The sequence below is a fragment of the Mesorhizobium sp. P3_B5 genome, assembly GCF_056402815.1.
In genome coordinates, this window is the sequence record NZ_JBFUGR010000005.1 from 213,436 (window position 1) to 239,951 (window position 26,516).

Below are 26,516 nucleotides of genomic sequence, written 5' to 3' on the forward strand. Positions count from 1 at the left end.
CCGCTACGCGGACCACTCCTCACCTCCCCGTAAACGGGTGAAGGACACTATTCCACCCACATCCCCGTTCGTTTGTGCCAGTCGGCGATGGATTCCTCCGGGTAGACGTCGAAAACCTTGTCACCCTTGCCGATCACCGGCTCGACCCAAGTCGCCTTGTATTTCAGCATGATGTGAACCTTTTCAGGCGGTTCGGGCAGGTCCGTGTCGATCGCTGACGCAAAAGGATGGACCAGATCCGGCCAGGTCGGATCGTAGAGCCACAGCGCCGAGCCGCATTTCCTGCAGAAATTGCGCTCGCCAGTCGAAATCTCGCATGTGGGATGCTCGTCATCCTCGATCTCGGCCTTGTAGACGCCGAGGCTGCGCTTGCCCTTGATCTTCAGCGTTTTGTAGTCGGCGCCGAGATTGATGGCGAAGCCGCCGCCGCCCTGCTGCTTGCGGCAGATCGAGCAGTAGCACAGCATGAACGGCACCGGCGTATGGCTTTCCATCTCGAAATGGACGGCATCGCAGCGGCAGGACCCTTTGAGCAGAAGCGGCATGGCAAAACTCCAACGAATTAGCTTCAACCTGTCAGCATGGTTTTAGTTGCGGCAATGACAAGGCCAAATCCCGGTGACATGATCGCGGCATGGACAATGAACGCATAACCGAACTTTTCGACAGCCTTGGCCCGGTCAGCATCCGAAGACTGTTCGGCGGCAAGGGCATCTATTTCGACGGCGTCATCGTCGCCATCGTGCTGCGTGGCGAATTGAAGCTGAAGGCCGATGCGGAAAGTGCCCCCGACTTTGAAGCCGCCGGCTGCCAGCAATGGACCTATACCGGCTCAAGGCACGGCAAGCTGGTCTCGATGCCCTACTGGAGCATTCCCGACAGCGCCTTCGACGATCCCGACGAGATGACGGTCTGGGCGCGTCGGGCCTATGAGGCCGGATGGCGCGCCGGGAAGTAATCGCCTAGAGGGCTTTCGCGATCTTGGCCGCCAGCCGCGCATTGTTTTCGACCAGCGCGATATTGGTCTTCAGGCTCCTGCCGCCGGTGAGTTCGAGGATTTTTCCCAGCAGGAACGGCGTCACCGCCTTGCCGGTCACGTTCAGCGCTTCGGCTGCCTTCTGCGCCGCCTCGATGTAGCCGGCCATCTCTTCGGCTGGGATTTCGTGGTTTTCAGGCACCGGATTGGCGATCAGCATGCCGCCACTGAGGCCAAGCGCAGCCCGAGTCTTGTAGAATTGCGCGATCGCGTCGGCGCCATGCAAGGTCAGCGGCGCGCGGAAAGGCGAATGGCGCGACCAGAAGGCAGGCATCGTCTCGCAGCCATGGCCGACCACCGGCACGCCACGCGTTTCCAGCACTTCCAGCGTCTTTTCGATGTCGAGGATCGCCTTGGCGCCGGCCGAGACGACGATGACCGGCGTGCGCGCCAGCTCGTCGAGATCGGCGGAGATATCGAAGCTTTTTTCGGCGCCCTTGTGCACGCCGCCGATGCCACCGGTGGCAAACACTTTTATGCCGACCATATGCGCCGCGATCATGGTTGCCGCGACCGTGGTGCCGCCGGTGCGTTCCTCGGCGACCGCGAAGCCGAGGTCGGCGCGCGACAGCTTCATGGCGTCACCGGTCATCGCGAGCGACTCGCGCTCGCCGTCGGACAGGCCGATCTTGATGCGGCCGGCAACCACGGCGATCGTCGCCGGAACCGCGCCGCCATCGGCAATGATCTTTTCGACATTGGCTGCCATGGCGCCATTGTCGGGATAGGGCATGCCATGGGTGATGATGGTGCTTTCCAGCGCCACCACCGGGCGCCCAGCGGCCAGCGCCTGCGCCACCGGCGGGTGGATGTCGATGAAGGGGCGGGCGTTTTCCGGTGTCATGATGGTCTCCGATCTGGAGCGGCGCTCCAGCAACAAGAATTCGCCGGTCTCATGCCATTTCCTGCACATCCGGCACAAGGGCCAGCGCTTCGGCAAAGCTGGCCGCCGTGAAGGCCGGCACTGCGTCGGCACTTTCGATGGCGAGCGTCGCCGCCGCAACGCCTTCGCGCAGCGCTTCTCGCAATGGCAGGCCGCGCAGCAGCGCGGCGACCGTTGCTCCCGCCAGCGCATCGCCCGCGCCGGTGACGTCGGCGATTTTTCTGGGCGCAGGTGGTGCAATGGAGAACAGGCCGGCTTCGTCGAAGCCCAGCACCGGACCATCGCCCGCCGTCACCACGCCGCTCTTGAGGCCGACGCCCCTCAGGCCGTCGCCCAGGCCTCGCTCCGTGGCATCGGTGTTTGCCCCGGCCAGCACTATCGCCTCGCGGCGGTTCATGAACAGCAACGCCAGCCCGCCGAGCACCGGCATCAGCCGCACCACCTTGGCCGGCGAGATGGCGATGGCAAACACCGGCTTGCCATCTGCGAGCCCCACCAGGCGCTCCAGTGCAGTCGACGGCAGGTTTGCATCGCACAGGATCGCATCGGCGGCAGCGATTACCTCGCGCACCTTGGAGCGGCGGATCTGCTTGGGAAATGCCAGATCATACAACGCCATGTCGGCAAAGCCGACGATCAGCTCGCCGTCGCGGTCGAGCAGCGCCGTGTAGCTTGGCGTCGTGCGGTCGAGGAATACCGCCGACAGATCGGCAATGCCAGCCTTGGCGATGGCCGAAGACACCGTGTCTGCGGCCGCATCGCCGCCACGCACCGAAAGCAGCGAAGCCGAGACGCCGCGCCGCACGATGCTGCGCAGCGCGTTGAAGACGCCGCCGCCGACATCCTCGCGCATCGTGCCTGGATTGGACGCTGCCGGCACATACGGGCCGGCAACCTGGCCGCGCCGGTCGATATGGGCGCCGCCAACGGCCAGTATCTTTGCGGATTTCACCATGAAGGCGATATGACCTTTGTTATTCGTCGCGGACAAGCGCTAGGCTGTCGGACAGGAGCTTCGCGATCAAGGCAGCGATTCGGCAGGGCAAAACAAGCAACCGGCCTCGATTCATGCCGGACGCGTCGCCAAACCGAAATGTGAAACAAAAATAGAACAAATCCGGAAATCGATTGTTTTTCAGACATTTGATACCCCTTGCCAAACGAGAACAAAAAAGGTACAAACTCGACAGGGATTACGGATTGTCCGGCCTTCATTGACGACCAAGGGGTGATGTATCATGGCTCAGAATTCTTTGCGGCTTGTAGAGGACAAAGCGGTGGACAAATCAAAGGCTCTGGATGCGGCGCTGTCGCAAATCGAGCGTGCCTTCGGCAAGGGCTCGATCATGCGGCTCGGCGCCAACGAGCAGGTCGTCGAGATCGAGACTGTGCCCACGGGTTCGCTTGGCCTCGATATCGCGCTTGGCGTCGGTGGCCTGCCGCGCGGCCGCATCGTCGAGATTTATGGGCCGGAAAGCTCGGGCAAGACGACGCTGGCCCTGCACACGGTGGCCGAAGCCCAGAAGAAGGGTGGCATCTGCGCCTTCGTCGACGCCGAACACGCGCTTGATCCGGTCTATGCCCGCAAGCTGGGCGTCGATCTCGAAAATCTGCTGATCTCGCAGCCCGACACCGGTGAGCAGGCGCTGGAAATCTGCGACACGCTGGTCCGCTCCGGCGCCATCGACGTGCTGGTGGTCGATTCGGTGGCGGCGCTGACGCCGCGCGCTGAAATCGAGGGTGAGATGGGCGATTCGCTGCCCGGTCTTCAAGCGCGATTGATGAGCCAGGCGYTGCGCAAGCTGACCGCCTCGATCTCGCGCTCCAACACCATGGTCATCTTCATCAACCAGATCCGCATGAAGATCGGCGTCATGTTCGGTTCGCCGGAAACCACGACCGGCGGCAACGCGCTGAAATTCTACGCTTCGGTGCGCCTCGACATCCGCCGCATCGGTTCGGTCAAGGACCGCGACGAGGTCGTCGGCAACCAGACCCGCGTCAAGGTGGTCAAGAACAAGCTGGCGCCGCCCTTCAAGGTGGTCGAATTCGACATCATGTATGGTGAGGGCGTGTCCAAGACCGGTGAGCTGGTCGATCTCGGCGTCAAGGCCGGCGTGGTCGAGAAATCCGGCGCCTGGTTCTCCTACAATTCGCAGCGTCTCGGCCAGGGCCGCGAGAATGCAAAACTGTTCCTGCGCGACAATCCCGACACGGCACGCGAGATCGAGTTGGCGCTGCGGCAAAATGCCGGGCTGATCGCCGAGAAATTCCTCGAAAATGGCGGCCCTGAGCGTGGCGAAGACGACGGCTTCGAGGAAGAATCCGGCGCCATGTAGGATGCGGGCAATGTCCGCCTGAGTTTCTTCTTGAGTTCGCGTATCCCGATTGAGTTTGCGTATCAGTGTGTTTCAAACCGCCGGCCTTGAAGCCGGCGGTTTTGTGTTTTGGCGGCGAGGCAGGGCTGGTTCGACTGGCCCGCAAAGCCGCGATTTGGACCAATCCCGTGTTTCTGGACAGGCTGCGGTGTGACCGCTAAAAGGCCAAGTCCGTCCTCCAAGGGCAAAAATCTATTTTCCGCCGGGCCGACCGGCGGCTCTCCTAGAAAAGGCAGCATTCATGAGTGGCGTGAACGAGATCCGGTCGACATTTCTCGACTACTTCCGCAAGGAGGGTCACGAGATCGTCGCGTCGAGCCCGCTGGTGCCGCGCAACGATCCGACACTGATGTTCACCAATGCCGGCATGGTGCAGTTCAAGAACGTCTTCACCGGTCTCGAGAAGCGGCCCTATTCGCGCGCCTCGACCGCCCAAAAGAGCGTTCGCGCCGGCGGCAAGCACAACGACCTCGACAATGTCGGTTACACCGCGCGCCATCTGACCTTCTTCGAGATGCTCGGCAATTTCTCCTTTGGCGACTATTTCAAGGAACGCGCCATCGAGCTTGCCTGGAACCTGATCACCAAGGAATTCGGGCTGGACAAGGACAAGCTGCTGGTCACCGTCTATCACACGGATGACGAGGCGGCCGGCTTCTGGAAGAAGATCGCCGGCTTTTCCGACGATCGCATCATTCGCATCGCGACATCGGACAATTTCTGGGCGATGGGCGACACCGGTCCGTGCGGTCCGTGCTCGGAGATCTTCATCGACCGCGGCGAGCACATCTGGGGCGGTCCTCCCGGCAGTCCGGAAGAGGATGGCGACCGCTTCCTCGAATTCTGGAACCTCGTCTTCATGCAGTACGAGCAGGTGACCAAGCAGGAGCGCATCGACCTGCCGCGCCCGTCGATCGACACCGGCATGGGCCTGGAGCGCATGGCGTCCATCCTGCAAGGGGTGGAAAGCGTCTTTGAGACCGATCTGTTCCGCCATCTGATCGATGCGGCGTCGTCCGCCATCGGGCGCGGTCCCGACAAGGAGACGGTCGCGTCCTTCCGCGTCATTGCCGACCATCTGCGCTCGTCCTCCTTCCTGGTGGCCGATGGCGTGCTGCCGTCGAATGAAGGCCGTGGCTACGTGCTGCGCCGCATCATGCGCCGCGCCATGCGCCATGCGCAGTTGCTCGGTGCCCATGATCCGCTGATGTGGCGCCTGGTGCCGGCGCTGGTGCGCGAGATGGGCCAGGCCTACCCGGAACTGGTGCGCGGCGAACAGTTGATCACCGAAACGCTGAAGCTCGAGGAAACCAGGTTTCGCAAGACGCTGGTCCGCGGCCTCGGCCTGCTTTCCGAAGCGACGGAAACGCTCGGCGCCGGCGATATGCTGGACGGCGAAACCGCCTTCAAGCTCTACGACACTTATGGCTTCCCGCTCGATCTGACGCAGGATGCGCTGCGCCAGCGCAACATCTCGGTCAATCTTGCCGGCTTCACCGATGCGATGGAGCGGCAGAAGGCCGAGGCGCGCAAGCATTGGGCCGGCTCCGGCGACGCAGCCACCGAGACAGTCTGGTTTTCGGTGCGCGAGAAGGCGGGCGCCACCGAGTTCCTCGGCTACGAGACCGAACAGGCGGAAGGCCTCATCCAGGCGCTTGTCAGGGACGGCAAGACCATCGACGCCGCCAGCAAGGGCGAGGCGGTTGCGGTGGTCGTCAACCAGACGCCGTTCTATGCCGAGTCCGGGGGACAGATGGGCGACACCGGAATTATCTCCGGCGAAGGGTTTTCGATCGAGATCTCCGATACGCAGAAGAAGGCCGATGGGCTGTTCGTCCATCTCGGCAAGGTGGCCAGCGGCACCGTCAAGACGGGCGCGACCGTCGAGCTGAAGGTCGGCCATGCGCGCCGCTCCAGGCTGCGCGCCAACCACTCCGCGACGCATCTGATCCATGAGGCGCTGCGCGAGGTGTTGGGGACCCACGTCGCGCAGAAGGGCTCGCTGGTCGCGCCGGAGCGGCTACGCTTCGACATTTCGCACAACAAGCCGATTTCGCCTGAGGATCTCGAAGAGGTCGAGCGCATGGCCAACGAAATCGTCGTCCAGAACAGCCCGGTATCCACGCGCCTGATGTCGGTCGACGATGCCATTGCCGAAGGCGCCATGGCGCTGTTTGGCGAAAAATACGGCGATGAAGTGCGCGTCGTGTCGATGGGCACCGGCTTGCACGGCGCCAAGGCCAACCGGCCCTATTCGGTCGAGCTGTGCGGCGGCACGCATGTCAGGGCGACCGGCGATATCGGTCTGGTGCATGTCGTCTCCGACAGCGCGGTCGCCGCCGGCGTGCGCCGCATCGAGGCGCTGACCGGCGAGGCTGCGCGAAAGTATCTCGACGAGCAGGACCGGCGGCTGAAGGCAACCGCCGCGACGCTGAAGATTTCGCCGGCCGACGTGCCGGCGCGTGTCGAAGCACTGCTCGACGAGCGCAAGAAGCTTGAAAAGGAACTGACCGAGGCGCGCAAGAAGCTGGCGCTGGGCGGCGGTGCGGCGGCCGGTGCGCCGGCCGAAAACGAGACCGTTGCCGGTGTCGGCTTCCTCGGCAAGGCGGTTTCGGGCGTCTCGCCGAAGGATTTGAAGCCGCTGGCCGATGCCGGCAAGACATCGCTCGGCTCCGGCGTAGTGGTGTTCGTCGGCGCCGGTGAAGACAACAAGGCGAGCGTCGTGGTCGCTGTCACCGACGACCTTCTCGGCCGCTTCAGCGCCGTCGACCTGGTGCGCGTCGCCTCGGCCGCCTTGGGCGGGCAGGGCGGCGGTGGCCGTCCCGATATGGCCCAGGCCGGTGGCCCAGATGCCTCGAAGGCCAATGATGCGATCGCTGCGGTGAAGGCTGCACTCGAAGCAGCCTGAAGGCCGCCACATGAAGGTCCTTGTCCTCGGCGGCTATGGTTTGATCGGGGAAGCCCTCGTCGGCCGTCTGCTGCGCGACGGCCATCATGTGACCGGCCTTGGTCGCGATGTCTGGGATGCGCAGCGACGCAGGCCATCGGTCCGCTGGATCGCGGCCGACATGGCGCAACTGCTTGCGCCTGAGGACTGGCTGCCGCTGGTCGCGGGCATGGATGCGGTCGTCAATGCGGCAGGCGCCTTGCAGGACGGCCCGCGCGACCGCCTCGATGCCATCCACCGAGGCGCGGTGGTGGCGCTGGTCGCGGCCTGCGAACAGGCCGGCGTGCGGCGTTTTGTGCAGATTTCCGCGATCGGCGCCGATCCGGCTTCAGCAAATCCCTTTTTCAGCACCAAGGCGCAAGGCGACAGCGCCGTCGCAAGCTCTTCACTGGAATGGACGATCCTGCGGCCGGGTTTGGTGATCGCGCCCGCCGCCTATGGCGGCACCGCACTTCTGCGCGCCCTTGCAGGCTTCCCCGGTTTCGTTCCGGCCGTCCTATCGCGCCAGCTGATCCAGACGGTATCGGTCGCCGAAGTTGCCGAAGCGGTCTCGCGTGCGGTCACTGGATCTCTGCCGCCCCGCCTGGTCATCGATCTCGTCGAAGCCAAGGCCAGATCTCTCGCTGATGTTCTGTCTGCCTTTCGTGCATGGCTTGGCCTGCCGCCGGCGCGGGTCGTGCCAATGCCGGCTATTTTCGGCCGGCTGGCCGGCGCCGTTGCCGATGTCCTTGGCATGCTCGGTTGGCGATCACCCTTGCGCAGCTCGGCCCTGGCCGCGCTGGCGGTTGGCGTTACCGGCAATGCCGCGCCTTGGAGCAAGGTTTCCGACCATCCGCTGCAGCCGCTGGAAGCAACGCTGGCCGACATGCCCGCTCATGTTCAGGAGCGCTGGTTCGCGCGCCTCTGGCTTACAAAGCCCGTCATCTTTACCTGCCTGTCCCTGTTCTGGCTTGCTTCGGGCATCATCGGCTTGATCCGGCAGGACGAAGCCGCGGATATTCTTGTCTTGCGTGGCGTGCCGGCGAATGTCGCTAACATCTCGGTTCTGGCCGGCAGCGCCGCGGATATCCTTGTCGGCGCGGCGGTTCTGGTCCGACCGTTGGCCAAGCGGGCACTGCTGGCGATGATTGCGATCACGCTGTTCTATCTGGCGGCGTCGACGCTTCTCGCTCCCGAGTTTTGGCTCGCTCCGCTGGGACCGCTGGTCAAGACACTTCCCGCGCTTTGTCTGGTGCTTGTGGCGCTGGCGGTTCTGGACGAGCGATGAGTCTTTGGGCTGATATATTGCGCTGGGTGCACGTCATCGGCGCCACGGTTCTCTTCGGCACCGGCGCCGGCATCGCCTTCTTCATGCTGATGGCGCAGCGCACCGGCCGGGCCGATCTCGTCGCCCATGTCGCGGGCACGGTCGTCATCGCCGACACCATATTCACGGCAACGGCCGTGTTGGTGCAGCCGATCACCGGCGTGCTGCTGGCGCAGGCCATGGGATGGCCGCTGTCCGAGGGCTGGATCGTGCTGTCTCTGCTGCTCTATGTCGTGACCGGTCTGTTTTGGCTGCCTGTCGTCTGGATTCAGGTCAGGATACGAAATCTGGCGCGGCAGGCGGCCATCGAAAACGCGCCGCTGCCTGCTGAAGAAAAGCGCCTGTTTCGCATCTGGTTTGCTTGCGGCTTCCCGGCATTCGCCGCCGTGCTTGTCATTCTCTGGCTGATGGTCACCCGGCCCGAGATAGGGTTCTAGCTCATCGTCTCTGAGGGTGCTTAATCGAGCTTTTCGGTTATGGCAAAAGCATCCCGGGCGGCTATGCGGCCCCACCAAGCCTGGATGTCGGCGAAATCAGCCAGCAGGTTCTGCCCTTCGGCGACCTTGAGGAAATAGGCGACAATGGGTGCTGCATGCAGGTCGGCCAGCGTCAGCTGATCGCCGAGCAACCACGGCCCCGGAGCCTTGAGTGACGTCAACACCCGCAGCACTGTGGCTGCTTGCCGCAGTCCGTCGGCGATCAGGGTCTCGTCGGGCGCCTCTTTCTCCAGCCGCTCGACGGCGACGTCCCAGACCATCGACCGGTAGCCATAGGCGTCGAGCATGCCGATGATCTGGTTCATCGTCGCGCGGCTGCGCGGCTCCTCGGGCTGCAGCGCCGGGCCGTCGAAAGCCTCGTCGACATAGCGGGCAATCGCGCTGGTTTCGAACAGGCGAAACCCGTCATGCGAGAAGGCCGGGATGCGGCCGAATGGATGATGCTCGAAATACCAGGCGGGAATGCCCTCAGCCGCAAAGACATCGACCGGCACAAGTTCGTAGTCGATGCCCTTTTCCTCGAGAGCGAGGCGGACGATGCGCACATAGACGCTGTAGTCCGCCCCGTAGACGATGGGCTTGCCCATGCCACTTGCCTGTCAGGCCATCGCCTTCTGCAGGTTCTCGTCGATCTTGTCGAGGAAGCCGGTGGTCGACAGCCAGGGCTGGTCGGGGCCGATCAGCAGCGACAGATCCTTGGTCATGAAGCCGGACTCCACCGTCTGGATGCAGACCTTTTCCAGTGTTTCGGAAAAGCGCTTCAGTTCGGCATTGTCGTCGAGCTTGGCGCGATGGGCGAGGCCACGCGTCCAGGCAAAGATCGAGGCGATCGAGTTGGTCGAGGTTTCCTCGCCCTTCTGGTGCTGGCGATAGTGGCGGGTGACGGTGCCGTGCGCTGCCTCCGCTTCGACGGTCTTGCCATCCGGCGTCATCAGCACCGAGGTCATCAGGCCGAGCGAGCCGAACCCTTGCGCCACCGTGTCGGACTGCACATCGCCGTCATAGTTCTTGCAAGCCCAGACATAGCCGCCCGACCATTTCAGGCTGGAAGCCACCATGTCGTCGATCAGCCGGTGCTCGTACCACAGCTTCTTCGACTTGAATTCGGCTTCGAACTCGGCCTCGTAGACTTCCTGGAAAATGTCCTTGAAGCGGCCGTCATAGGCCTTGAGGATGGTGTTCTTGGTCGACAGGTAGACCGGATAGTTGCGCAGCAGCCCGTAGTTTAGCGAGGCGCGCGCGAATTCGCGGATCGAGTCGTCCAGATTGTACATGGCCATGGCGACGCCGGCGCCCGGCGCATCGTACACATCGTGCTCGATCACCTTGCCGTCCTCACCGACGAACTTGATCGTCAGCTTGCCCTTGCCCGGGAAGCGGAAATCGGTGGCGCGGTATTGGTCGCCGAAAGCGTGACGGCCGACGATGATCGGCTTGGTCCAGCCGGGCACCAGCCGCGGCACGTTCTTCATGATGATCGGCTCGCGAAAGATCGTGCCGCCGAGGATATTGCGGATGGTGCCGTTCGGCGACTTCCACATCTTCTTAAGCTTGAATTCCTCGACGCGCTGCTCGTCGGGGGTGATCGTCGCGCATTTCACACCGACGCCCCATTTCTTGATGGCGTTGGCCGAATCGATGGTCACCTGGTCGTTGGTGGCATCACGGTGCTCGACGCCGAGGTCGTAATATTCGAGCTTCAGGTCGAGATAGGGGTGGATCAGCTTGTCCTTGATGAACTGCCAGATGATGCGGGTCATCTCGTCGCCGTCGAGTTCGACGACAGGGTTCGCCACCTTGATCTTCGCCATGGAAAGAATGCCTCGTTGCTGGGGGATCGGAACGGCCTTGCCCGCATGGCTTTCGGCCGGGGATGTGGCCCGTATATCAAAGCATTTTTGACCGCGCAAACGGCGATCCGCCCTGTAGGGCCTAACCGTCGCCGCCGATCGTTGCTTTCGAAAGCTTCATTTTCACGGCCGAATGTGGCAGGGGACGCTGAAATGCCGCAAACCGCAGTTCATTGACACCATGACAGCCCAGGTAGAGCCCGACAAAATTCCTGCCGCAGGGCCGGCGATCATCCTCGTCGAGCCGCAGCTTGGCGAGAACATCGGCATGGTGGCGCGCGCGATGGCCAACTTCGGCCTGGCCGAATTGCGCCTGGTCAATCCGCGCGATGGCTGGCCGAGCGAGAAGGCACGCGCCGCCGCCAGCCGCGCCGACCATGTCATCGATGCCGTCACCGTCTTCGACGATCTGGCCTCGGCAATCGCCGACCTCAACTTTGTCGTCGCCACCACGGCCAGGCAGCGCGACGGCTTCAAATCCGTACGCGGTCCGGTGGAGGCGGGCAGGGTGCTCCGCGCCCGTCACGGAATGGGGCAGCGCACCGGCATCCTGTTCGGCCGCGAGCGCTTCGGCCTCTACAATGACGAGGTCGGCCTTGCCGACGAGATCGTCACCTTTCCGGTGGATCCCGACTTCTCCTCGCTCAACATCGCCCAGGCGGCGTTGCTGATGTCCTACGAGTGGATGAAGTCCGGCCTCGAAGACGAGACCAAAACCAACTTTGCCGGTCCGGACATGAAGCCGGCCAGCAAGGAAGAACTGCACGGCCTGTTCGCCTATCTGGAAGGCGCGCTCGAAGCACGCGGCTATTTTCGCCCAGCGCCGAAGAAGCCGAAGATGGTCGACAATCTGCGCGCGGTGCTGACGCGCGCCGGCTTTGCCGAGCCGGAGCTCAAAGTGTTGCGCGGCATCATATCGTCGCTGGACCGGTTTTCGCCGGCAATGCCGCGCGGCGATGGCTCGCCGGGAGATGATCCAAGGCGGCTGCCGGCAGCGGCTGCGCGCGCCAGAAAAGCCGCAGACAAAGAGTAGGCATGCCCCTACGTCACCAGTAACCGAATTTTATCCGGTTGGGCTCATTGTCGTGAAAACGATGGGTCCTGAGATGTTTGCTTCAAATATCGGCCGTCTGCGCTTCTTCTCCTATTCTGCGGCCGTGCTGGTCGCGGAAATAGCGGCGGTGGTGTTGTGCATTTCGTTCACCATCGGCTTCGATGGGCTGGCCAATTCGAAACCTGGCCCGGGCCGGGAAGGGGTGGCCGGGGCGATCCTGGTGGTTTCGCTGGTGGTCGTGCTGTTTCGCACCAATTTCGCATGGCGCCGCAGCCGCGACGCGCAAGGATCGAAGTGGATCCTGTGGGGCTACGTCGTGTTTTCTGCCATCTTTGCGTTTCTGCAGGCGGGCACGGTCCTGGTTTATGATTTCGATGCTGAAGATTTCAATTCAGGCCTGAACCTGCTCGGGTTCTCGATTTTTGGCCTTTGGTGCACAATTCTGATGGCGAAGCCGGCAGGCGTCGACCTCAACGAGCTGGCGTCGGTTTTTGATTTCGACGAACCGGCCGCGCCGCTCGGCAACATGAATTCGAGATTGTATTCGTCGCCGGCCGCCGCCACCGCTTCGTCGGCTTCCACCTCTGCCACGCGACCGGCGCCGTCGCGACCGACAGGTCCAAATGCTCGTCCTCAGCCAGGCGGCTTCGGCAAGCGCGGTCTTGTGTGAGCGTCTCGCCACTTCAAGGCCATGATCGTTCCAGATAGAAGCGCCGCAGCCAGCCTCTTCTCCTGATCCTCAGCTTCTTCTCGTGATTCAAGCACAATGACCGTTCCATCAGACGCCCGCCCGATCCTGATGTTCGATTCCGGCATCGGTGGCCTCACCGTGCTGCGCGAGGCGCGCGTGCTGATGCCCGACCGCCGCTTCATATATGTCGCCGACGACGCGGCCTTTCCCTATGGCGCTTGGGAAGAACCGGCGCTCAACGCTCACATCCTCGGCCTGTTCGGCGCGCTGCTGGACAAATTCCAGCCGGAGATCTCGGTCATTCCCTGCAACACTGCCTCGACGCTGGTGATCGATGCGCTGCGCGAGAAATTTCCCGGACATCCCTTTGTCGGCACGGTGCCGGCGATCAAGCCGGCGGCCGAGCGCACGCGCTCGGGTCTGGTTTCCGTGCTGGCGACGCCAGGCACGGTGAAGCGCCAATACACGCGCGATCTGATCGGAAAGTGGGCGCAGAAGTGCCATGTGCGGCTGGTCGGTTCAGACCGACTTGCCCCGCTGGCCGAAATCTACATGCGCCAGGGATTCGTCGACGAGGAGATCGTGCGCCAGGAAATCGCGCCGTGCTTCGTCGAAAAGGACGGCGCCCGCACCGACATTGTCGTGCTGGGCTGCACGCACTACCCCTTCCTGGCCAACCGCATGCGCAAGACGGCGCCCTGGCCGGTGGACTGGATCGATCCGGCTGAAGCGATCGCACGGCGCGCCATGTCGCTGCTTGCGCCTGTAGACGGCCCTCTGCCGGACGGCGAGCCCGACATCGCTGTTTTCACCTCCGGCAAGGTGGATTTCGCCACCCGCCGGCTGATGCAGGGTTTTGGCCTGAGCGCGCGCTAGAGCAATTCCAGGAAAAATGTGAAACGGTTTTCCCGGGAAAAGCGCGTAGCGCTTTCCCTCGAGGAATTGCGTAAAAACAAAGACATCTAGGCAGGTGCGAAGACGACACTGCGTTGCTCCGGATCGGCCGAAACGAGCCTCAGCGTCACGCCATCGCCCTGTCTGGACCCGGAGGCCTTTACGTTGGCAACGACAGGCATGTCCGAGAGCTGCACGCGGACACGCTGATCGGCGACGTCGGTGACGACGGCCTTGAACGTTTCACCTTCGCGTCCCTTCAGCATGACCGCCTCGGCAAGGTCGATGGCTGCGTGGTTGATTTGCGAGGCGCGAGCATCCGCGCGCCCCATAACCTTCGGCAATCTGGCGAACGCGTCGGTAACGGCCTGGGGCACCGGGCGGCCGTTGGCGATGGCCAGCGTGCAGCGCACGACGTAGCGGTCGGCCAGCCGCCTCAGCGGCGCGGTGGCGTGGGCATAGGTCGCGGCCATCGCCTCGTGCCAGGGGACAACGCCTTCTTGATAGGGTTGGTAGGACGCGCCGGAGCCGGCGCGGCGGATTTCCAGCATCAGCGCGGCCTGTTGCTTGTTGCTCGCATCGAGGGTTCGCTGATAGTCAGGCAAACTGGTCGAAGCCGGCCAGGACAGGCCGAGAGCCCGTGCCGCGTTGCGCAGTCTTTGCACCTTGGAAGCGTCCGGCGGCGCCATCACCCGGAACAGCCCGGTCCGGTGTGCCAGCATGGCGTCGGCAATCGCCATGTTGGCGGCCAGCGAAAGCGCGGCGTTGTCCTGCTCGGATTGTAGCAGCGGTCTGAAAGAAAGCTGGAATTTGCCATCGGCAAGCTGTTCCACCTCCTGCTCGGGCGGGTCGACGCGGGAAGCGCCGCGACGCTCTTCGGCTGCCGCCATGCGCCGTGCAATTTCGGCGAAGCCGGCCGGAACGTCGGAGGCACGCACGCTGTCATAGGCAAGCTTGGCGCGGCTTTGAATGATTGCCCGCTCAGCACCGTCCAGCTTTACCGCTCCGTCCGCAGCGACCCGAACCGTGAAGACGACCGCCGGACGCGGTCCGTCGGGCAACAAGCTCGCAGCACCTTCGGCAATCACCGGGGGATAGAGCCCGGCCTTGCCGTCCGGCAAGTAAAGCGTCTCGCCCCGCGTCCAGGCCTCGAGATCGATCGCGTCGCCGTCCTCGACGAACCACGCTACGTCGGCAATGGCATAGTGCAACAGAAGGTCGCTGCCGCTTGCCTCGATTGAAAACGCCTGATCAAGATCGGTGGAGCTTGCCGGATCGAGCGTGACGAAGGGCATCGTTGTGCGATCGGTATGCTGGGTGGGCACGCGTTTGGCCGCCGCCTCTGCGGCTGCCACTACGACTGCCGGAAATCCATCCGGCACATGGAACTCGGTGCGGATTTTTGCGAGGCCGGTAGCGAGTGCTTGCGAGGGATCGGTCAACGATTTCATGGCGTCGTCCTACACTGGCGTTCCGGACGCGGGAAGGCCGATTTGCTGGCGGGGCAGACACGAAATTGAACCGCCGGCGCTGGAACCGTCGCTGAGGCGCAACGTTTCTTCTGGCAGCAAAGGAGGAACGGATATGCCAGCCACATCGAAAGCCCAGCAAATGGCCGCCGGCGCGGCACTGTCCGCCAAACGTGGCGAGACGAAGCAGAGCGAACTCAAAGGCGCTTCCAAGGAAATGTACGAATCCATGAGTGAAAAACAGCTCGAGGATTTTGCCGAGACCAAGCGCAAGGGCCTGCCCGAGAAGAAGTCGAAGCATTGAAGGAAATCAAACGAAATAACGTCGCAACGCAGTGTTCCGCCAGGCGGTGTTCCATCAAAAAGCCCGCGGCTAAAACCGCGGGCTTCAATTGATCGGGCTGTCACCCCTCGGAGGCCGAAGCCGGACTTACCAGCGCCACCAGCAGCGCTTTACCGTGTAACGGATAACGCGCTTGTGGCCATGACGCCAAACTACCTTCTTCTTGATCACGATGCGGCATACCTGATGATGCCGGTGACCATGCCAATGCCGGGCCATTGCCGGCTCCGGCACCGCAACGGACATCGATGCTGCCAGTACCGCCGCACCTGCCAACGAAAGGAAGAATTTCTTCATCAGAATCGGGCTCCTCTAACTCCCAGTCCCTTCCTGATGCCGTTGGCGCGACAACTTCCCGCCAGAGCCGGCACCGTATTCAACGCAGAAAATGCTATACGGTCGCGACGCGCGGCGCCATTCAGAAGCTTGACACCGGTTAAATCTCCGTTTAACCACCGCGCCAACACCGGGCCGCAATGTCCGGTGGTATTTTTTGTATGCGCAAGACCTCGGATACCTGTTTGTATTTTCCGGTCTTGTTTGAACTGACGTGTCCCGTGGGTTTTCCGCCGCGTTGCGTGGGAAAACCCTGTCAGGCCTCGAAAACGGAGGCCAGAGGAGGGCGCGTTTCCTTCACCCGGACCATGAGGTTCCGGGTGTGTTTGTTTTGAAAGGGAATGCGATGAGCAAGCGCGAATCCGCAAAGTACAAGATCGACCGCCGTCTCGGCGAAAATATCTGGGGCCGCCCAAAATCCCCGGTCAACAAGCGTGAATACGGCCCCGGCCAGCACGGCCAGCGCCGCAAGGGCAAGCTTTCCGATTTCGGCCTGCAGCTGCGCGCCAAGCAGAAGCTGAAGGGTCACTATGGCGACGTTTCGGAAAAGCAGTTCCGCAAGGTCTATGAAGAGGCCGATCGCCGCAAGGGCGACACCTCGGAGAACCTGATCGGCCTGCTCGAATCGCGTCTCGACGCGGTCGTCTACCGCGCCAAGTTCGTGCCGACCATTTTTGCCGCCCGTCAGTTCGTCAACCACGGCCACGTCAATGTGAACGGCAAGCGCGTCAACATCGGCTCGTACCGTTGCAAGCCGGGCGACGTCGTCGAAGTGCGCGAGAAGTCGAAGCAGCTCGTCATCGTGCTGGAATCGGTCGGTCTCGCCGAGCGCGACGTGCCGGACTACATCGATGCCGATCACAACAAGATGGTCGCCACCTTCGCGCGCATCCCCGGCCTGGCCGACGTTCCCTTCGCCGTGCAGATGGAACCGAACCTGGTCGTCGAATTCTATTCGCGCTGATCGACCCCATTTTACGACACCATCGAAGGCCGCCCGTCGAGGCGGCCTTTTCTTTGTCCGCCACCTCCGCTAATCCGGGCGGCAACAGAGATTTCGGGGCCGACGCGCCATGAACATGCTGCCAGACGTCGAATCATTGGAACCGATCACTGAGGCCGAAGGCGGTTTTCATCCGCTGTTTGCCGACGTGCCGTCCTCCGTCGAGTTCAACAAGCTGCGCAAACGGCTGTTGCGGCTTACCCGCCAGGCGATCGAGGATTTCGCCATGGCCAGGCCCGGCGACCGCTGGCTGGTCGCTCTGTCTGGCGGCAAGGATTCCTACGGGCTGCTCGCCGTGCTGCTCGATCTCAAATGGCGCGGCCTGCTGCCGGTCGATCTGTTGGCCTGCAATCTCGACCAGGGCCAACCGAATTTCCCAAAACACATTCTGCCTGATTATCTCGAAAAATACGGCATTCCTCACCGCATCGAATATCAGGACACCTATTCGGTGGTCACCGACAAGCTGCCTCAGGGCAGCACCTATTGTTCGCTGTGCTCGCGGCTGAGGCGCGGCCATCTCTACCGTATTGCGCGCGAGGAAGGCTGTTCGGCGCTGGTGCTCGGCCACCACCGCGAGGACATCCTGGAAACCTTCTTCATGAACCTGTTCCATGGCGGCCGTCTTGCCGCCATGCCGCCAAAGCTGCTCAACGACGAAGGCGACGTCATGGTGCTACGGCCGCTCAGCTATTGCGCCGAGCCCGATCTCGAAAAATTCGCCGGCGCCATGAAGTTCCCGATCATTCCGTGCGACCTCTGCGGTAGCCAGGAAGGCCTGCAGCGCAACGCCATGAAGGCGATGCTCGACGACATGGAAAAGCGCATGCCCGGCCGCAAGGACACGATGATCCGGGCGATGAGCAACGTGCGGCCTTCGCATCTCATGGACCGAAAACTGTTCGATTTCGCCGCCCTCAACAAAACGCTCACCGCACGGCAAGCCGATGACCTTTGACGACAGCGCCATCGACTGGCTCGCCGATCTTCTCTCGGACGCGGCAAAGGCCGAGATCATGCCGCGCTTTCGCCGGCTGGGTGAGAGCGACATCCGCCAGAAGACTTCGGCCGCCGATCTGGTGACCGAGGCCGACGTCAATGCCGAACGGCTGATCACTGCCAGGCTGCGTCAGCGCTACCCCCAGGCCATGATCGTCGGCGAGGAAGCCTGCTCGGACGATCCGGCGCTGCTTAGGGGACTCGGCGATGCCGAACTCGCCTTCGTCATCGACCCGGTCGACGGCACCTTCAACTTCGCTTCCGGCGTGCCGCTGTTCGGCGTCATGCTGGGCGTCGTGGTCAACGGTGAGACTGTTGCCGGCATCATTCACGATCCGGTCGGCAAGGACTGGCTGATCGGCGCCAGAGGGGCCGGAAGCCACATCAGGCATGCGTATGGCAGCCTGGAGAAGGTGCATGTCGCTAAGCCGGTACCGATGTCGCAAACGACCGGCGCGGTGTCCTGGCAGTACATGCCGGAGCCGGAGCGGTCGCGGCTGGCGCGCAATCAGACCAAGAGCCTGTCGCAGTTCGGCTATCGCTGTGCCGCGCACGAATACCGCCTGCTGGCGAGCGGCCACGCCCATTTCGTCGTCTACAACAAGCTGATGCCTTGGGACCATCTGGCCGGCGTGCTGATCCACGCCGAGGCCGGCGGGTACACAAGGCGCATCGACGGCAGCGCCTATCTGCCGTCGCATCTTGACGGCGGCATCCTCGTCGCGCCGGACGAGGAAAGCTGGCGCGAAATCCGCCGCGAACTCTGGGCGCAATAGCCGGCCAATGCATGTTGCCCAAAAGTGGCCCCGGTTTTGGGAGCACGACATGCATGAAACAAAGACCTAAAGCGCGCGGCGCGCTTTAGGCCGAGACCGGAGACCCGCGATGAAACCTCGCTCGGCGATTGCCGCTACGGTCCTTGCTATTGCCTTGGTCGCCGGTGCCACCGGGGCGAGATCGCAGGAACGCGCGTGTCACAGTCCCGATCCCGTCGACACCATCGACGAAATGTTCACCGCGATCTATGCCTGTTGGCAGCCGCCGCCCGGAACCGCGGGCATGACGTTGACGCTGAGTTTTTCAATTCGCCAAAACGGCACGCTGATGGGCAAGCCTCGCGCCACCTACGCCCATCTCGGCAACGATGGCCCGCTCAACCGGGCCTTCGTGGCTTCCGTCCTCGCGGCTCTCGACAAGGCTCTGCCGCTGCCCCTTTCGAAGAGCATGGGCGGAGCAATCGCGGGACGTCCGCTGTTTCCTCACTTCACGGCAGCGCGTGAGGGGGCATCCTAGAGCATGATCCCGAAAAGTGGGAACCGGTTTTCGGAAAAGATCATGCTCAAACAAGATGATAGAGCCCCATCCCGATTCCATCGGGATGGAACAGGCTCTAGACCGGCTTGTTGTGCGGCTGGAACATCTTGCCGCGCTCGGCGATGAAGATCATCAGCAATGCGGCGACCGAGACGCTGCAGAAGCCGGCGGCCAGCGGCGTTACCGTGCCATTGAAAGCCTGACCGATCAGCGTGCCGAGGATGCCGCCCAAAAAGGTCTGCATGAAGCCGAGGATCGACGACGCCGTGCCGGCCAGCTGCCCGAGCGGTTCCATGGCCAGCGCGTTGAAATTGGCGCCAAGCGCGCCGAATGGCACCATCGCGCAAGCGAAGAAGGTGACGAACAGCCAGAGCGGCATCTTCATCTCCAGCGAGACGACCAGCCAGGCAAGGCTGATGACCAGAAACAGCAGCAGCGCGCCCTGCGACAGGCGGCGCATGCCGATACGTCCGACCAGGCGTGAGTTCAAATAGTTGGAGAAGGCGAGCACGCCCGCCACCCCGGCGAAGATGACGGGGAACATTTCGCCGACATTGAACACGTCGACATAAATCTGCTGCGCCGAAGCGATGAAGCCGAACATCGCCCCGAAGACGAAGGTGCTGGCGAAGGCATAGCAGAGTGCGATGCGGTTGGTGAGCACGATGCGGAACCCGCCGATGACGGACGAGACCGTCAGCGGCCGGCGATATTCGGGATGCAGCGTCTCGGGCAAACGCAGCAGCGACCACGCCGACACGATCAGCGCACCGACCGCCATGGTGACGAAGATCCAGTGCCAGGTGGCAAACAGCATGATGAACTGGCCAATGCCAGGAGCAATGACCGGGATGGCCATGAACACCATGAAGATCAGCGACATCACCTCGGCCATGCGCCGGCCGTCAAAGGTATCGCGCACGATCGAGACGGCGATAACGCGGGTAGCGGCGGCGCCAAGGCCCTGCACGGCCCGGCACATGAGAAGCGTTTCAAAGCTTGGTGAAATGGCGGCTGCGGCAGCCGCGGCCACATAGATGATCAGGCCGGCGACCAACGGCGCACGGCGGCCAAAACGGTCGGAGATCGGCCCGAAGAAGAGCTGGCCGCCGCCAAAGCCCAGAATATAGGCGGTGATCACATACTGGCGATGATTTTCATTTTCGACGCCAAGCGACGCGCCGATCTGCTGCAGTGCCGGCAACATAATGTCGATGGCCAGCGAGTTCAGCGCCATCAGCGCCGCGCACAGCGCGATAAATTCCCAGCGCGGAATGGGCAGCTTGAATGCCCGTTGCGGCGCGTCTGTCTGGTTGTCCACGGCAAGTCCGATCGTTCAAACGAATATGCGCCGGAAGGCCGGCGCATGAATTCGTCTTTGCCCCGCTAACACAGTCTGCCGAGGTGGGGGCACCCCCGACGTTTTCAGTGCATGTCGCCCAAAAGTGTACAGCGGTTTTGAAACAACGACATGCACAAAACGGAAGTCAGGCGGCGCCTTTGACGCTGACGCCTTTTTCGACGAGGAACGTCTGCAGTTCGCCCGCCTGGAACATCTCGCGGATGATGTCGCAACCACCGACGAACTCACCCTTGACGTAGAGCTGTGGGATCGTCGGCCAGTTGGAATATTCCTTGATGCCTTGCCGCAACTCGGCCGAGGTCAGCACGTCGACGCCCTTATAGTCGGCGCCGATGTAATCGAGGATCTGCACGACCTGGCCGGAAAATCCGCATTGCGGGAAACCGGGCGTGCCCTTCATGAAAAGGACGACGTCGTTGCCCTTCACTTCATTGTCGATGTAGTCGTTGATTCCGCTCATGGACGATCCTTTCACGCCTGTGGGAGTCAGGCTGGAAACATAGCCATCAAATAAACCCATAGGTTGCCCGAAACAAGATGTTTGCCGCGCCGCCGTGCAAATGGCGCAAAACATCGCGTGATGTTGGGCCAAACGCATTGAGCCCGGGGCGTGATGAAAAGACGATATTTTGCGGCAATCGCGATCGGTCTTCTAGTCGCGGCAACGGCCTTGATCTGGTGGTTCAGGCAGCCGGTGCGTCCACTCATCGTCGGCAGTGGCGACCTGCCGGCGCCATGCCGGGATTTCAGTTTCGAAGCGGTTCCCTATGTCGTCTGTGAGGTCGATCTTCGCAGCTATGACATCGCTGTCTTCCACACCGGTGCCGACGGCAAACCCTTCGGCTCGCTGGATAAATTCGACAAGGTGATGACAGGCGAGGGCAGGCCGGTGCTGCTCGCCATGAACGCCGGCATGTATCACGAGGATCTGACGCCCGTTGGCCTCCTGGTCGAGGACGGACGCGAAAAGGCGCCACTCAACCTGGCCGACGCAGAAGGCAATTTCTTCCTGAAGCCGAATGGCGTGTTCCAGATCGGCAAGGACGGCAAGGCGGCGATCATGGAGAGCAACGCCTATGCGGTTGCGAAGCCTGACGTTGCCTTCGCCACCCAGTCAGGTCCGATGCTGGTGATCGGCGGCCAGCTGCATCCGCGCTTCGAGGCCAACGGCACCTCGCGCTACATCCGCAATGGTGTCGGCGTGCGTGACGGCGATACGGTGGTGCTGGCGATCTCGCGCTCGGAGGTCAGCCTGGGCAGCTTCGCGCGCTTGTTCCGCGACGCACTCAATTGTCCCAACGCGCTGTTTTTCGACGGCGCGGTGTCGGCATTGTCGAATGGCCAGAGAATGGTCGTCGGCGGCACCTATCCGGCCGGGCCGATCATCGCGGTGTCGACGAAGAAGTGAGGCGCGTTAGCTACTCCGGAACGCTGGTCTGCAGCGCGAGCGCATGCAGCACACCGCCCATATTGCCCTTCAGCGCGTCATAGACCATCTGGTGCTGCTGGACGCGGCTTTTGCCACGAAAGCTTTCGGCCACCACTTCGGCCGCATAGTGGTCGCCATCGCCGGCCAGGTCGCGAATCGTCACCTTGGCGTCCGGAATGCCTTCCTTGATCAGCCGTTCGATGTCGTGCGCGTCCATTGCCATGGCAAAATCCTGTTTCAGCCGGGGGAGCGGTGCAGCCCGCGTCATGAGAGTCGGGGTGAGCCTAAAGCCTTTCGGGTTCGGATTGAAGCGGTTCCGGCCACGATTGAAGGCTCAAGGGACATCTTGGTTTGTTTGGGAAGCATCGTCCTCGGCAACATCCTCGCGTGTCGAGAAGGCGCGGCCAAGGCTGAAGGTCAGCACATAAAGTGGAACGTTGACCATCAGACTGACGATGGGGAGGTAACTCGTCCACTGCCAGAGGGGTGAGAAGAACGTCTGGCCGTAGCCGTCGCAGACGAGCGAGGAACCATACGCCCACAGCACGCCAATGACGACGGTAACGGCAAAGAGCTTGACGCAGGTGATGATGTGCCGAGCCCGCGCCGGCTCCGGTGAAAGCCGGTCCCAAAGGACCAGGCACAGGATCGGCACCGCATAGACGAGGCTCTGGACGGCCAGCATCAAGATCGTGCCGTTGGCCGCGGCAAGAAACGCCGCCCGCGTTTCCAGCCGGGGACAAACCTCGCTCGAGGTGGTCGACAGCAGGAAAAAGACGAACGGTCCGAGAAACCAGAAGAAGAACAGCGACGGCCAGAAAACGACTGCAAGCAGCGCCCGGACGGCCAGCATTGTCAAATGGCCTGATCCATGAAGCGCGGGAACCATCCCTCGTGGGCGGCGGTCAATTCCGTGACCGGTATAGCCCTGGCATCGCCCAGCTTCAGCTCGCTTCCGCCGGTCGAGCCGATCCACGGCGCGAAGATGCCGAGCTTGCTTTGCTGCTCGCGAATGGCGTCCCATTCGTCGCTCTGCGGATCGATCGACAGCGTCAAGAGATAACGGCCCTGATCCTCGCCGAACCAGACCGGAATCGGATCCGTGCCGGCAAGGCCGGGCACGGTCGCGCCGATGCCGGAGGCCATCGCCATCTCGGCCAGCGCCACCGCGATGCCGCCATCGGAGACATCATGCGCCGATGTGACGATGCCGGAGGCAATCAGGGCGCGCACATGGTCGCCGACGCGCTTTTCATGGTCGAGGTCGACCGGCGGCGGCGGGCCATCGGTGCGGCCATGGATATCGCGCAAATAGACCGACTGGCCGAGATGCGTGCCCCACATGCGTGGCGCGCCGACCAGCAGGATCATCTGGCCTTGCGCCGCAAACCCGATCCGCACCATCTTCGTCCAATCGGCAATCAGTCCGACGCCGCCGATGGTCGGCGTCGGCAAGATGCCCTGGCCGTTGGTCTCGTTGTAGAGCGAGACGTTGCCGGAGACGATCGGGAAGCCGAGCGCGCGGCAGGCGTCGCCAATGCCTTTCACCGCGCCGACCAGTTGGCCCATGATCTCGGGCCGTTCCGGATTGCCGAAATTGAGGTTGTCGGTGGCCGCCAGCGGCAGCGCGCCGGTGGCGGTCAGGTTGCGCCAGCATTCGGCCACCGCCTGCTTGCCGCCCTCGTAAGGGTCGGCCTCGCAATAGCGCGGCGTCACATCGGAGGAGAAGGCCAGTGCCTTGGTGGGATGGCCTTCGACGCGCACCACGCCGGCATCGCCACCGGGAAGCTGCAGCGAGTTGCCCTGGATCAGCGTGTCATACTGCTCCCAGACCCAGCGGCGCGAGGACTGGTCCGGTCCGCCAAGCAGCTTCAGCAGCGCATCGGCAACGTCGGATTGCGGAATATCGCTTGCGGCAAGCGCCGCCGGCTTCTTCGGCTCGGTCCAGGGGCGGTCATATTCGGGTGCCTTGTCGCCAAGGTCCTTGATCGGCAGGTCGGCGACCTGGTCGCCCTGGTGCAGCACGCGAAAGCGCAGGTTGTCGGTGGTCCTGCCGACGATGGCGAAGTCGAGCCCCCATTTGTGGAAGATCGCTTCGGCTTCCTTCTCTTTCTCGGGGCGCAGCACCATCAGCATGCGCTCCTGGCTTTCCGACAGCATCATCTCATAGGCGCTCATGCGCTCCTCGCGCACCGGTACCTTGTCGAGATCGAGCTCGATGCCGAGGTCGCCCTTGGCGCCCATTTCGACCGCCGAACAGGTGAGGCCGGCGGCACCCATGTCCTGGATGGCAATGACGGCGCCGGACGCCATCAGTTCGAGGCAGGCCTCCAGCAGGCATTTTTCGGTGAAGGGGTCGCCGACCTGAACGGTCGGGCGTTTCTCGTCGATCTTGTCGTCGAATTCGGCCGAAGCCATGGTGGCGCCGCCGACACCGTCGCGGCCGGTCTTGGCGCCGAGATAGACGACCGGCAGGCCCACGCCCTTGGCTTCCGACAGGAAGATCGCATCGGTCTTGGCAAGACCGGCGGCAAAGGCGTTGACCAGGATGTTGCCGTTGTAGCGGGCGTCGAAATTGACCTCGCCGCCAACCGTCGGCACGCCGAAGGCATTGCCGTAGCCGCCCACGCCGGAGACGACGCCCGAGACGAGATGCCTGGTTTTGGGATGGTCAGGCGCGCCGAAGCGCAGCGCGTTCATTGCCGCGATCGGCCGCGCGCCCATGGTGAAGACGTCGCGCAATATGCCGCCGACGCCGGTCGCCGCACCCTGGTAGGGCTCGATGTAGGAGGGGTGGTTGTGGCTCTCCATCTTGAAGACGACGCAGTCGCCATCGCCGATGTCGACCACGCCGGCATTCTCGCCTGGTCCCTGGATGACCTGCGGCCCGGTGGTTGGCAGCGTGCGTAGCCACTTTTTCGAAGACTTGTACGAGCAGTGCTCGTTCCACATCGCCGAGAAGATGCCGAGCTCGGTAAAACTCGGCTCGCGCCCGACCAGGTCGAGGATGCGCTGGTATTCGTCGGGCTTCAGCCCGTGCGCGGCAATGAGTTCCGGGGTGATCGGCACGGAATTGGAAATGGTCATGGGCGGCGATTGGTATCCGTGGGAGAGGGGGATTTCTGAGTCCCCTCTTATCGCAAGCTTTGGCGCGATACACCCCTTCGGATGAGGAAAAACGCCGGAAAACGGCAGCGCGTCACCTGTCAGGCCCGGCCGAAAGCGAACTCAGGAAAAACTGTCGTAGCCGGCGCGGCCTTCGTCGAGCAGCCGCCGGATAGCTTCGACGCCACCGGCAATGTCCTCGCGCCGCCTCGGCTGCGAAACGCCGAAACGAACGCCGTGAAAAACCTGCTCGGAGCGTCCCGCCTTGAACTCGTCCTCGTCGTCGAGGAGCACGCCATGTTCGAGGCAGGCGCTCCTGAAGGTGCCGGACAGCCAGGGGTCGGGCAGCGTCAGCCAGACGAAGGGCACGTTCTCATGCGACTTGAACGCAAAGCCGGCCAGCGTCTCGCGCACGATCGCGATGCGGGCGCCGATTTCGGCGATACTGCGCTTGCGGATGTCGCCGGCTTGGCCCGACAGAACCAGCCGGGCATTCACCTCTGCCAGCAGGAACGGCATGCCGCCGCTCATCATCTTGTGGGCGACGCGGATGCGATGGCGATAGGCGGGCGGGCAGGAGAGCCAGCCGCCGCGAACGCCGGCGGCGACCGATTTCGACAGGCCGCCGGCAACGATGGTGCGCTCAGGCGCATATTCGGCGAGCAATGGTGTCGGATCCGAGGTCAAGCCGCCATAGAGGTCGTCCTCGATGAGGATGACATTGTACTCACGCGCTACCCGAGCAATCGCCTCGCGGCGTGCTGCCGAGAGGATCGCCAGCGTCGGGTTCTGCACCGTCGGCATCAGGAAGATCATTTTCGGGTGCTTTTGCGCGCAGACACGTTCGAAATCCTCGGGATCGAGGCCTTCCTCGTCCGATGCCACCAACGCCGTGCGCCGGCCGATCAGCCCGGCACTGCGCGAGATCTGCGAATAGGTGAGGTGCTCGAAGGCGACATAATCGCCGGGCGTGGTCAACGCAGCGATCGCCGCCATCACGGCGGCATGGGTGCCGAGCGTGGGAACGATGGTCTCTGCGGCCGGGCGGAACGAATTGCGCGACAGCCAGCGCGCGCCAGCCTCGAACCAGCGCTCCGGAAAATCCCTGGTGTAGCTGGAAATCTCGTGCGGATGATCCTGCACCGTGCGCGACAGCATGTCGGCGACAATGGCGCCTTGGCCGATCTCGGGGGCGGCGGTGCTGTCGAAGCGCAGCTTGCCGGGCGGCGCATCGACATAGCGTGTGCCCTGCACGGCGGTCTCGACGAATTCGGGGCGTGCCGCTTCGGATTGCTGCGCCAGCACATAGGTGCCGCGGCCGACTTCGCCGCTCACCAGACCACGCTCGCGCAACAACTGGTAGGCCCTGCCGACCGTGCCGACTGTGGTGCCGATGTCGTAGGCGAGGTCGCGCTGCGGCGGCAGTTTTGCCCCGGCATCAATCACGCCCCGGTCGATATCTGACTCAATGCTGTCAGCAAGACGCTGATAAAGAGGGCCGGTGCCGGCGGTGAGGTCTGGGAGCCAATTTGTCATGGTGACAATTTTCTATATTGCACCGAAATGGGAGTCAATACATATCAGTCGCGTACCAAAAAGGGTACAATTCGGACTTTGGC

General features: G+C 62.9%; 27 protein-coding genes. 14 read left to right on the plus strand and 13 right to left on the minus strand.

Annotated elements, in window-relative coordinates:
- Nucleotides 1–47: 47 nt before the first annotated feature.
- Nucleotides 48–545 carry a GFA family protein gene (locus tag AC1DVW_RS15215; protein ID WP_477324089.1) on the minus strand — a complete coding sequence of 166 codons (498 nt, stop codon included), beginning with the start codon at nucleotides 543–545 and terminating at the stop codon, nucleotides 48–50.
- 89 nt (nucleotides 546–634) lie between these two features.
- On the opposite strand from AC1DVW_RS15215, the gene AC1DVW_RS15220 reads away from it, so the two are divergent.
- Entirely contained in the window at nucleotides 635–958 is a 324-nt protein-coding gene (locus tag AC1DVW_RS15220) for a TfoX/Sxy family protein (protein ID WP_477324091.1), read from the plus strand.
- 4 nt (nucleotides 959–962) lie between these two features.
- On the opposite strand, the gene AC1DVW_RS15225 is transcribed toward AC1DVW_RS15220, so the two are convergent.
- Nucleotides 963–1,880 (minus strand): pseudouridine-5'-phosphate glycosidase, encoded by a 918-nt coding sequence (locus AC1DVW_RS15225; protein WP_477324093.1) that lies wholly within the window; start codon nucleotides 1,878–1,880, stop codon nucleotides 963–965.
- A 49-nt stretch (nucleotides 1,881–1,929) separates the two neighbouring features.
- On the minus strand, nucleotides 1,930–2,874 hold the full coding sequence (locus AC1DVW_RS15230) for a carbohydrate kinase family protein (RefSeq protein ID WP_477324095.1): 945 nt from the start codon (nucleotides 2,872–2,874) through the stop codon (nucleotides 1,930–1,932).
- A gap of 283 nt (nucleotides 2,875–3,157) precedes the next feature.
- Here AC1DVW_RS15230 and recA point away from each other — a divergent pair, with 283 nt between their 5' ends.
- The 4 genes from recA to AC1DVW_RS15250 all read left to right on the plus strand — a co-directional run bounded on the left by recA (nucleotide 3,158) and on the right by AC1DVW_RS15250 (nucleotide 8,987).
- Nucleotides 3,158–4,258, plus strand: coding sequence for a recombinase RecA (gene recA / locus AC1DVW_RS15235; RefSeq protein ID WP_112561417.1), 1,101 nt, complete (start codon nucleotides 3,158–3,160; stop codon nucleotides 4,256–4,258).
- 280 nt (nucleotides 4,259–4,538) lie between these two features.
- Nucleotides 4,539–7,205 carry an alanine--tRNA ligase gene (gene alaS / locus AC1DVW_RS15240; protein ID WP_477324097.1) on the plus strand — a complete coding sequence of 889 codons (2,667 nt, stop codon included), beginning with the start codon at nucleotides 4,539–4,541 and terminating at the stop codon, nucleotides 7,203–7,205.
- A gap of 10 nt (nucleotides 7,206–7,215) precedes the next feature.
- Complete coding sequence (locus AC1DVW_RS15245) at nucleotides 7,216–8,511, plus strand: SDR family oxidoreductase (protein WP_477324099.1); 1,296 nt, start codon at nucleotides 7,216–7,218, stop codon at nucleotides 8,509–8,511.
- Nucleotides 8,508–8,987, plus strand: coding sequence for a DUF2269 family protein (locus AC1DVW_RS15250; RefSeq protein WP_477324101.1), 480 nt, complete (start codon nucleotides 8,508–8,510; stop codon nucleotides 8,985–8,987). Before AC1DVW_RS15245 ends, AC1DVW_RS15250 begins: the two co-directional genes overlap by 4 nt.
- A 20-nt stretch (nucleotides 8,988–9,007) precedes the next feature.
- Here AC1DVW_RS15250 and AC1DVW_RS15255 read toward each other — a convergent pair whose 3' ends face one another.
- Nucleotides 9,008–9,634, minus strand: coding sequence for a glutathione S-transferase family protein (locus AC1DVW_RS15255; protein WP_477324103.1), 627 nt, complete (start codon nucleotides 9,632–9,634; stop codon nucleotides 9,008–9,010).
- 12 nt (nucleotides 9,635–9,646) lie between these two features.
- A complete protein-coding gene (locus AC1DVW_RS15260; RefSeq protein WP_477324105.1) occupies nucleotides 9,647–10,858 on the minus strand; it encodes an NADP-dependent isocitrate dehydrogenase in 1,212 nt (403 codons plus the stop codon).
- Nucleotides 10,859–11,078: 220 nt separating this feature from the next.
- Here AC1DVW_RS15260 and AC1DVW_RS15265 point away from each other — a divergent pair, with 220 nt between their 5' ends.
- The 3 genes from AC1DVW_RS15265 (at nucleotide 11,079) to murI (ending at nucleotide 13,518) form a co-directional block, all read left to right on the plus strand.
- Nucleotides 11,079–11,930: an RNA methyltransferase gene (locus tag AC1DVW_RS15265; protein ID WP_477324107.1), complete on the plus strand. Its 852-nt coding sequence runs from the start codon at nucleotides 11,079–11,081 to the stop codon at nucleotides 11,928–11,930.
- Nucleotides 11,869–12,621 (plus strand): hypothetical protein, encoded by a 753-nt coding sequence (locus tag AC1DVW_RS15270; RefSeq protein ID WP_477324109.1) that lies wholly within the window; start codon nucleotides 11,869–11,871, stop codon nucleotides 12,619–12,621. Before AC1DVW_RS15265 ends, AC1DVW_RS15270 begins: the two co-directional genes overlap by 62 nt.
- Nucleotides 12,622–12,717: 96 nt before the next feature.
- Nucleotides 12,718–13,518, plus strand: coding sequence for a glutamate racemase (murI, locus tag AC1DVW_RS15275; RefSeq protein WP_477324111.1), 801 nt, complete (start codon nucleotides 12,718–12,720; stop codon nucleotides 13,516–13,518).
- A gap of 86 nt (nucleotides 13,519–13,604) precedes the next feature.
- Here the strand turns inward: murI and AC1DVW_RS15280 are convergent, their stop codons facing one another.
- On the minus strand, nucleotides 13,605–14,987 hold the full coding sequence (locus tag AC1DVW_RS15280; protein WP_477324113.1) for an RNB domain-containing ribonuclease: 1,383 nt from the start codon (nucleotides 14,985–14,987) through the stop codon (nucleotides 13,605–13,607).
- A gap of 133 nt (nucleotides 14,988–15,120) precedes the next feature.
- Between AC1DVW_RS15280 and AC1DVW_RS15285 the strand changes: the two genes are divergently transcribed.
- Nucleotides 15,121–15,309 carry a DUF3008 family protein gene (locus tag AC1DVW_RS15285; protein WP_477243118.1) on the plus strand — a complete coding sequence of 63 codons (189 nt, stop codon included), beginning with the start codon at nucleotides 15,121–15,123 and terminating at the stop codon, nucleotides 15,307–15,309.
- Between the two features lie 126 nt (nucleotides 15,310–15,435).
- Here the strand turns inward: AC1DVW_RS15285 and AC1DVW_RS15290 are convergent, their stop codons facing one another.
- Nucleotides 15,436–15,645, minus strand: coding sequence for a hypothetical protein (locus AC1DVW_RS15290; protein ID WP_477324115.1), 210 nt, complete (start codon nucleotides 15,643–15,645; stop codon nucleotides 15,436–15,438).
- 385 nt (nucleotides 15,646–16,030) lie between these two features.
- On the opposite strand from AC1DVW_RS15290, the gene rpsD reads away from it, so the two are divergent.
- The 4 genes from rpsD to AC1DVW_RS15310 all read left to right on the plus strand — a co-directional run bounded on the left by rpsD (nucleotide 16,031) and on the right by AC1DVW_RS15310 (nucleotide 18,979).
- On the plus strand, nucleotides 16,031–16,648 hold the full coding sequence (gene rpsD / locus AC1DVW_RS15295; RefSeq protein ID WP_006332867.1) for a 30S ribosomal protein S4: 618 nt from the start codon (nucleotides 16,031–16,033) through the stop codon (nucleotides 16,646–16,648).
- A gap of 109 nt (nucleotides 16,649–16,757) precedes the next feature.
- The gene (gene ttcA / locus AC1DVW_RS15300; protein ID WP_477324117.1) at nucleotides 16,758–17,645 is read left to right on the plus strand and encodes a tRNA 2-thiocytidine(32) synthetase TtcA; all 888 of its coding nucleotides are present in this window, start codon (nucleotides 16,758–16,760) and stop codon (nucleotides 17,643–17,645) included.
- Nucleotides 17,635–18,462: an inositol monophosphatase family protein gene (locus AC1DVW_RS15305; RefSeq protein ID WP_477324119.1), complete on the plus strand. Its 828-nt coding sequence runs from the start codon at nucleotides 17,635–17,637 to the stop codon at nucleotides 18,460–18,462. Before ttcA ends, AC1DVW_RS15305 begins: the two co-directional genes overlap by 11 nt.
- A gap of 109 nt (nucleotides 18,463–18,571) precedes the next feature.
- The gene (locus tag AC1DVW_RS15310; RefSeq protein WP_477324121.1) at nucleotides 18,572–18,979 is read left to right on the plus strand and encodes a hypothetical protein; all 408 of its coding nucleotides are present in this window, start codon (nucleotides 18,572–18,574) and stop codon (nucleotides 18,977–18,979) included.
- Between the two features lie 97 nt (nucleotides 18,980–19,076).
- Here the strand turns inward: AC1DVW_RS15310 and AC1DVW_RS15315 are convergent, their stop codons facing one another.
- Both AC1DVW_RS15315 and grxD read right to left on the minus strand, forming a co-directional pair.
- Complete coding sequence (locus tag AC1DVW_RS15315) at nucleotides 19,077–20,321, minus strand: multidrug effflux MFS transporter (protein WP_477242941.1); 1,245 nt, start codon at nucleotides 20,319–20,321, stop codon at nucleotides 19,077–19,079.
- Between the two features lie 166 nt (nucleotides 20,322–20,487).
- A complete protein-coding gene (grxD, locus tag AC1DVW_RS15320; RefSeq protein ID WP_111542518.1) occupies nucleotides 20,488–20,823 on the minus strand; it encodes a Grx4 family monothiol glutaredoxin in 336 nt (111 codons plus the stop codon).
- 153 nt (nucleotides 20,824–20,976) lie between these two features.
- Between grxD and AC1DVW_RS15325 the strand changes: the two genes are divergently transcribed.
- Entirely contained in the window at nucleotides 20,977–21,771 is a 795-nt protein-coding gene (locus tag AC1DVW_RS15325) for a phosphodiester glycosidase family protein (RefSeq protein WP_477324123.1), read from the plus strand.
- Between the two features lie 10 nt (nucleotides 21,772–21,781).
- On the opposite strand, the gene AC1DVW_RS15330 is transcribed toward AC1DVW_RS15325, so the two are convergent.
- From AC1DVW_RS15330 to AC1DVW_RS15345, 4 genes are all read right to left on the minus strand, one after another.
- On the minus strand, nucleotides 21,782–22,015 hold the full coding sequence (locus AC1DVW_RS15330; RefSeq protein ID WP_023798252.1) for a BolA/IbaG family iron-sulfur metabolism protein: 234 nt from the start codon (nucleotides 22,013–22,015) through the stop codon (nucleotides 21,782–21,784).
- Nucleotides 22,016–22,126: 111 nt separating this feature from the next.
- Entirely contained in the window at nucleotides 22,127–22,651 is a 525-nt protein-coding gene (locus AC1DVW_RS15335) for a hypothetical protein (RefSeq protein ID WP_477324125.1), read from the minus strand.
- Entirely contained in the window at nucleotides 22,648–24,879 is a 2,232-nt protein-coding gene (gene purL, locus AC1DVW_RS15340; RefSeq protein ID WP_477324127.1) for a phosphoribosylformylglycinamidine synthase subunit PurL, read from the minus strand. Before purL ends, AC1DVW_RS15335 begins: the two co-directional genes overlap by 4 nt.
- 141 nt (nucleotides 24,880–25,020) lie before the next feature.
- A complete protein-coding gene (locus AC1DVW_RS15345; protein ID WP_477269379.1) occupies nucleotides 25,021–26,433 on the minus strand; it encodes an aminotransferase-like domain-containing protein in 1,413 nt (470 codons plus the stop codon).
- Between the last annotated feature and the right edge of the window lie 83 nt (nucleotides 26,434–26,516).

Coding starts and splice junctions, on each gene's coding strand:
- AC1DVW_RS15215 (WP_477324089.1), bottom strand. CDS start 545: ATGCCGCTTCTGCTCAAAGGGTCCTGCCGCTGCGATGCCGTCCATTTC.
- AC1DVW_RS15220 (WP_477324091.1), top strand. CDS start 635: ATGGACAATGAACGCATAACCGAACTTTTCGACAGCCTTGGCCCGGTC.
- AC1DVW_RS15225 (WP_477324093.1), bottom strand. CDS start 1,880: ATGACACCGGAAAACGCCCGCCCCTTCATCGACATCCACCCGCCGGTG.
- AC1DVW_RS15230 (WP_477324095.1), bottom strand. CDS start 2,874: ATGGTGAAATCCGCAAAGATACTGGCCGTTGGCGGCGCCCATATCGAC.
- alaS (WP_477324097.1), top strand. CDS start 4,539: ATGAGTGGCGTGAACGAGATCCGGTCGACATTTCTCGACTACTTCCGC.
- AC1DVW_RS15245 (WP_477324099.1), top strand. CDS start 7,216: ATGAAGGTCCTTGTCCTCGGCGGCTATGGTTTGATCGGGGAAGCCCTC.
- AC1DVW_RS15250 (WP_477324101.1), top strand. CDS start 8,508: ATGAGTCTTTGGGCTGATATATTGCGCTGGGTGCACGTCATCGGCGCC.
- AC1DVW_RS15255 (WP_477324103.1), bottom strand. CDS start 9,634: ATGGGCAAGCCCATCGTCTACGGGGCGGACTACAGCGTCTATGTGCGC.
- AC1DVW_RS15260 (WP_477324105.1), bottom strand. CDS start 10,858: ATGGCGAAGATCAAGGTGGCGAACCCTGTCGTCGAACTCGACGGCGAC.
- AC1DVW_RS15265 (WP_477324107.1), top strand. CDS start 11,079: ATGACAGCCCAGGTAGAGCCCGACAAAATTCCTGCCGCAGGGCCGGCG.
- AC1DVW_RS15270 (WP_477324109.1), top strand. CDS start 11,869: ATGATCCAAGGCGGCTGCCGGCAGCGGCTGCGCGCGCCAGAAAAGCCG.
- murI (WP_477324111.1), top strand. CDS start 12,718: ATGACCGTTCCATCAGACGCCCGCCCGATCCTGATGTTCGATTCCGGC.
- AC1DVW_RS15280 (WP_477324113.1), bottom strand. CDS start 14,987: ATGAAATCGTTGACCGATCCCTCGCAAGCACTCGCTACCGGCCTCGCA.
- AC1DVW_RS15285 (WP_477243118.1), top strand. CDS start 15,121: ATGCCAGCCACATCGAAAGCCCAGCAAATGGCCGCCGGCGCGGCACTG.
- AC1DVW_RS15290 (WP_477324115.1), bottom strand. CDS start 15,645: ATGAAGAAATTCTTCCTTTCGTTGGCAGGTGCGGCGGTACTGGCAGCA.
- rpsD (WP_006332867.1), top strand. CDS start 16,031: ATGAGCAAGCGCGAATCCGCAAAGTACAAGATCGACCGCCGTCTCGGC.
- ttcA (WP_477324117.1), top strand. CDS start 16,758: ATGAACATGCTGCCAGACGTCGAATCATTGGAACCGATCACTGAGGCC.
- AC1DVW_RS15305 (WP_477324119.1), top strand. CDS start 17,635: ATGACCTTTGACGACAGCGCCATCGACTGGCTCGCCGATCTTCTCTCG.
- AC1DVW_RS15310 (WP_477324121.1), top strand. CDS start 18,572: ATGAAACCTCGCTCGGCGATTGCCGCTACGGTCCTTGCTATTGCCTTG.
- grxD (WP_111542518.1), bottom strand. CDS start 20,823: ATGAGCGGAATCAACGACTACATCGACAATGAAGTGAAGGGCAACGAC.
- AC1DVW_RS15325 (WP_477324123.1), top strand. CDS start 20,977: ATGAAAAGACGATATTTTGCGGCAATCGCGATCGGTCTTCTAGTCGCG.
- AC1DVW_RS15330 (WP_023798252.1), bottom strand. CDS start 22,015: ATGGCAATGGACGCGCACGACATCGAACGGCTGATCAAGGAAGGCATT.
- purL (WP_477324127.1), bottom strand. CDS start 24,879: ATGACCATTTCCAATTCCGTGCCGATCACCCCGGAACTCATTGCCGCG.
- AC1DVW_RS15345 (WP_477269379.1), bottom strand. CDS start 26,433: ATGACAAATTGGCTCCCAGACCTCACCGCCGGCACCGGCCCTCTTTAT.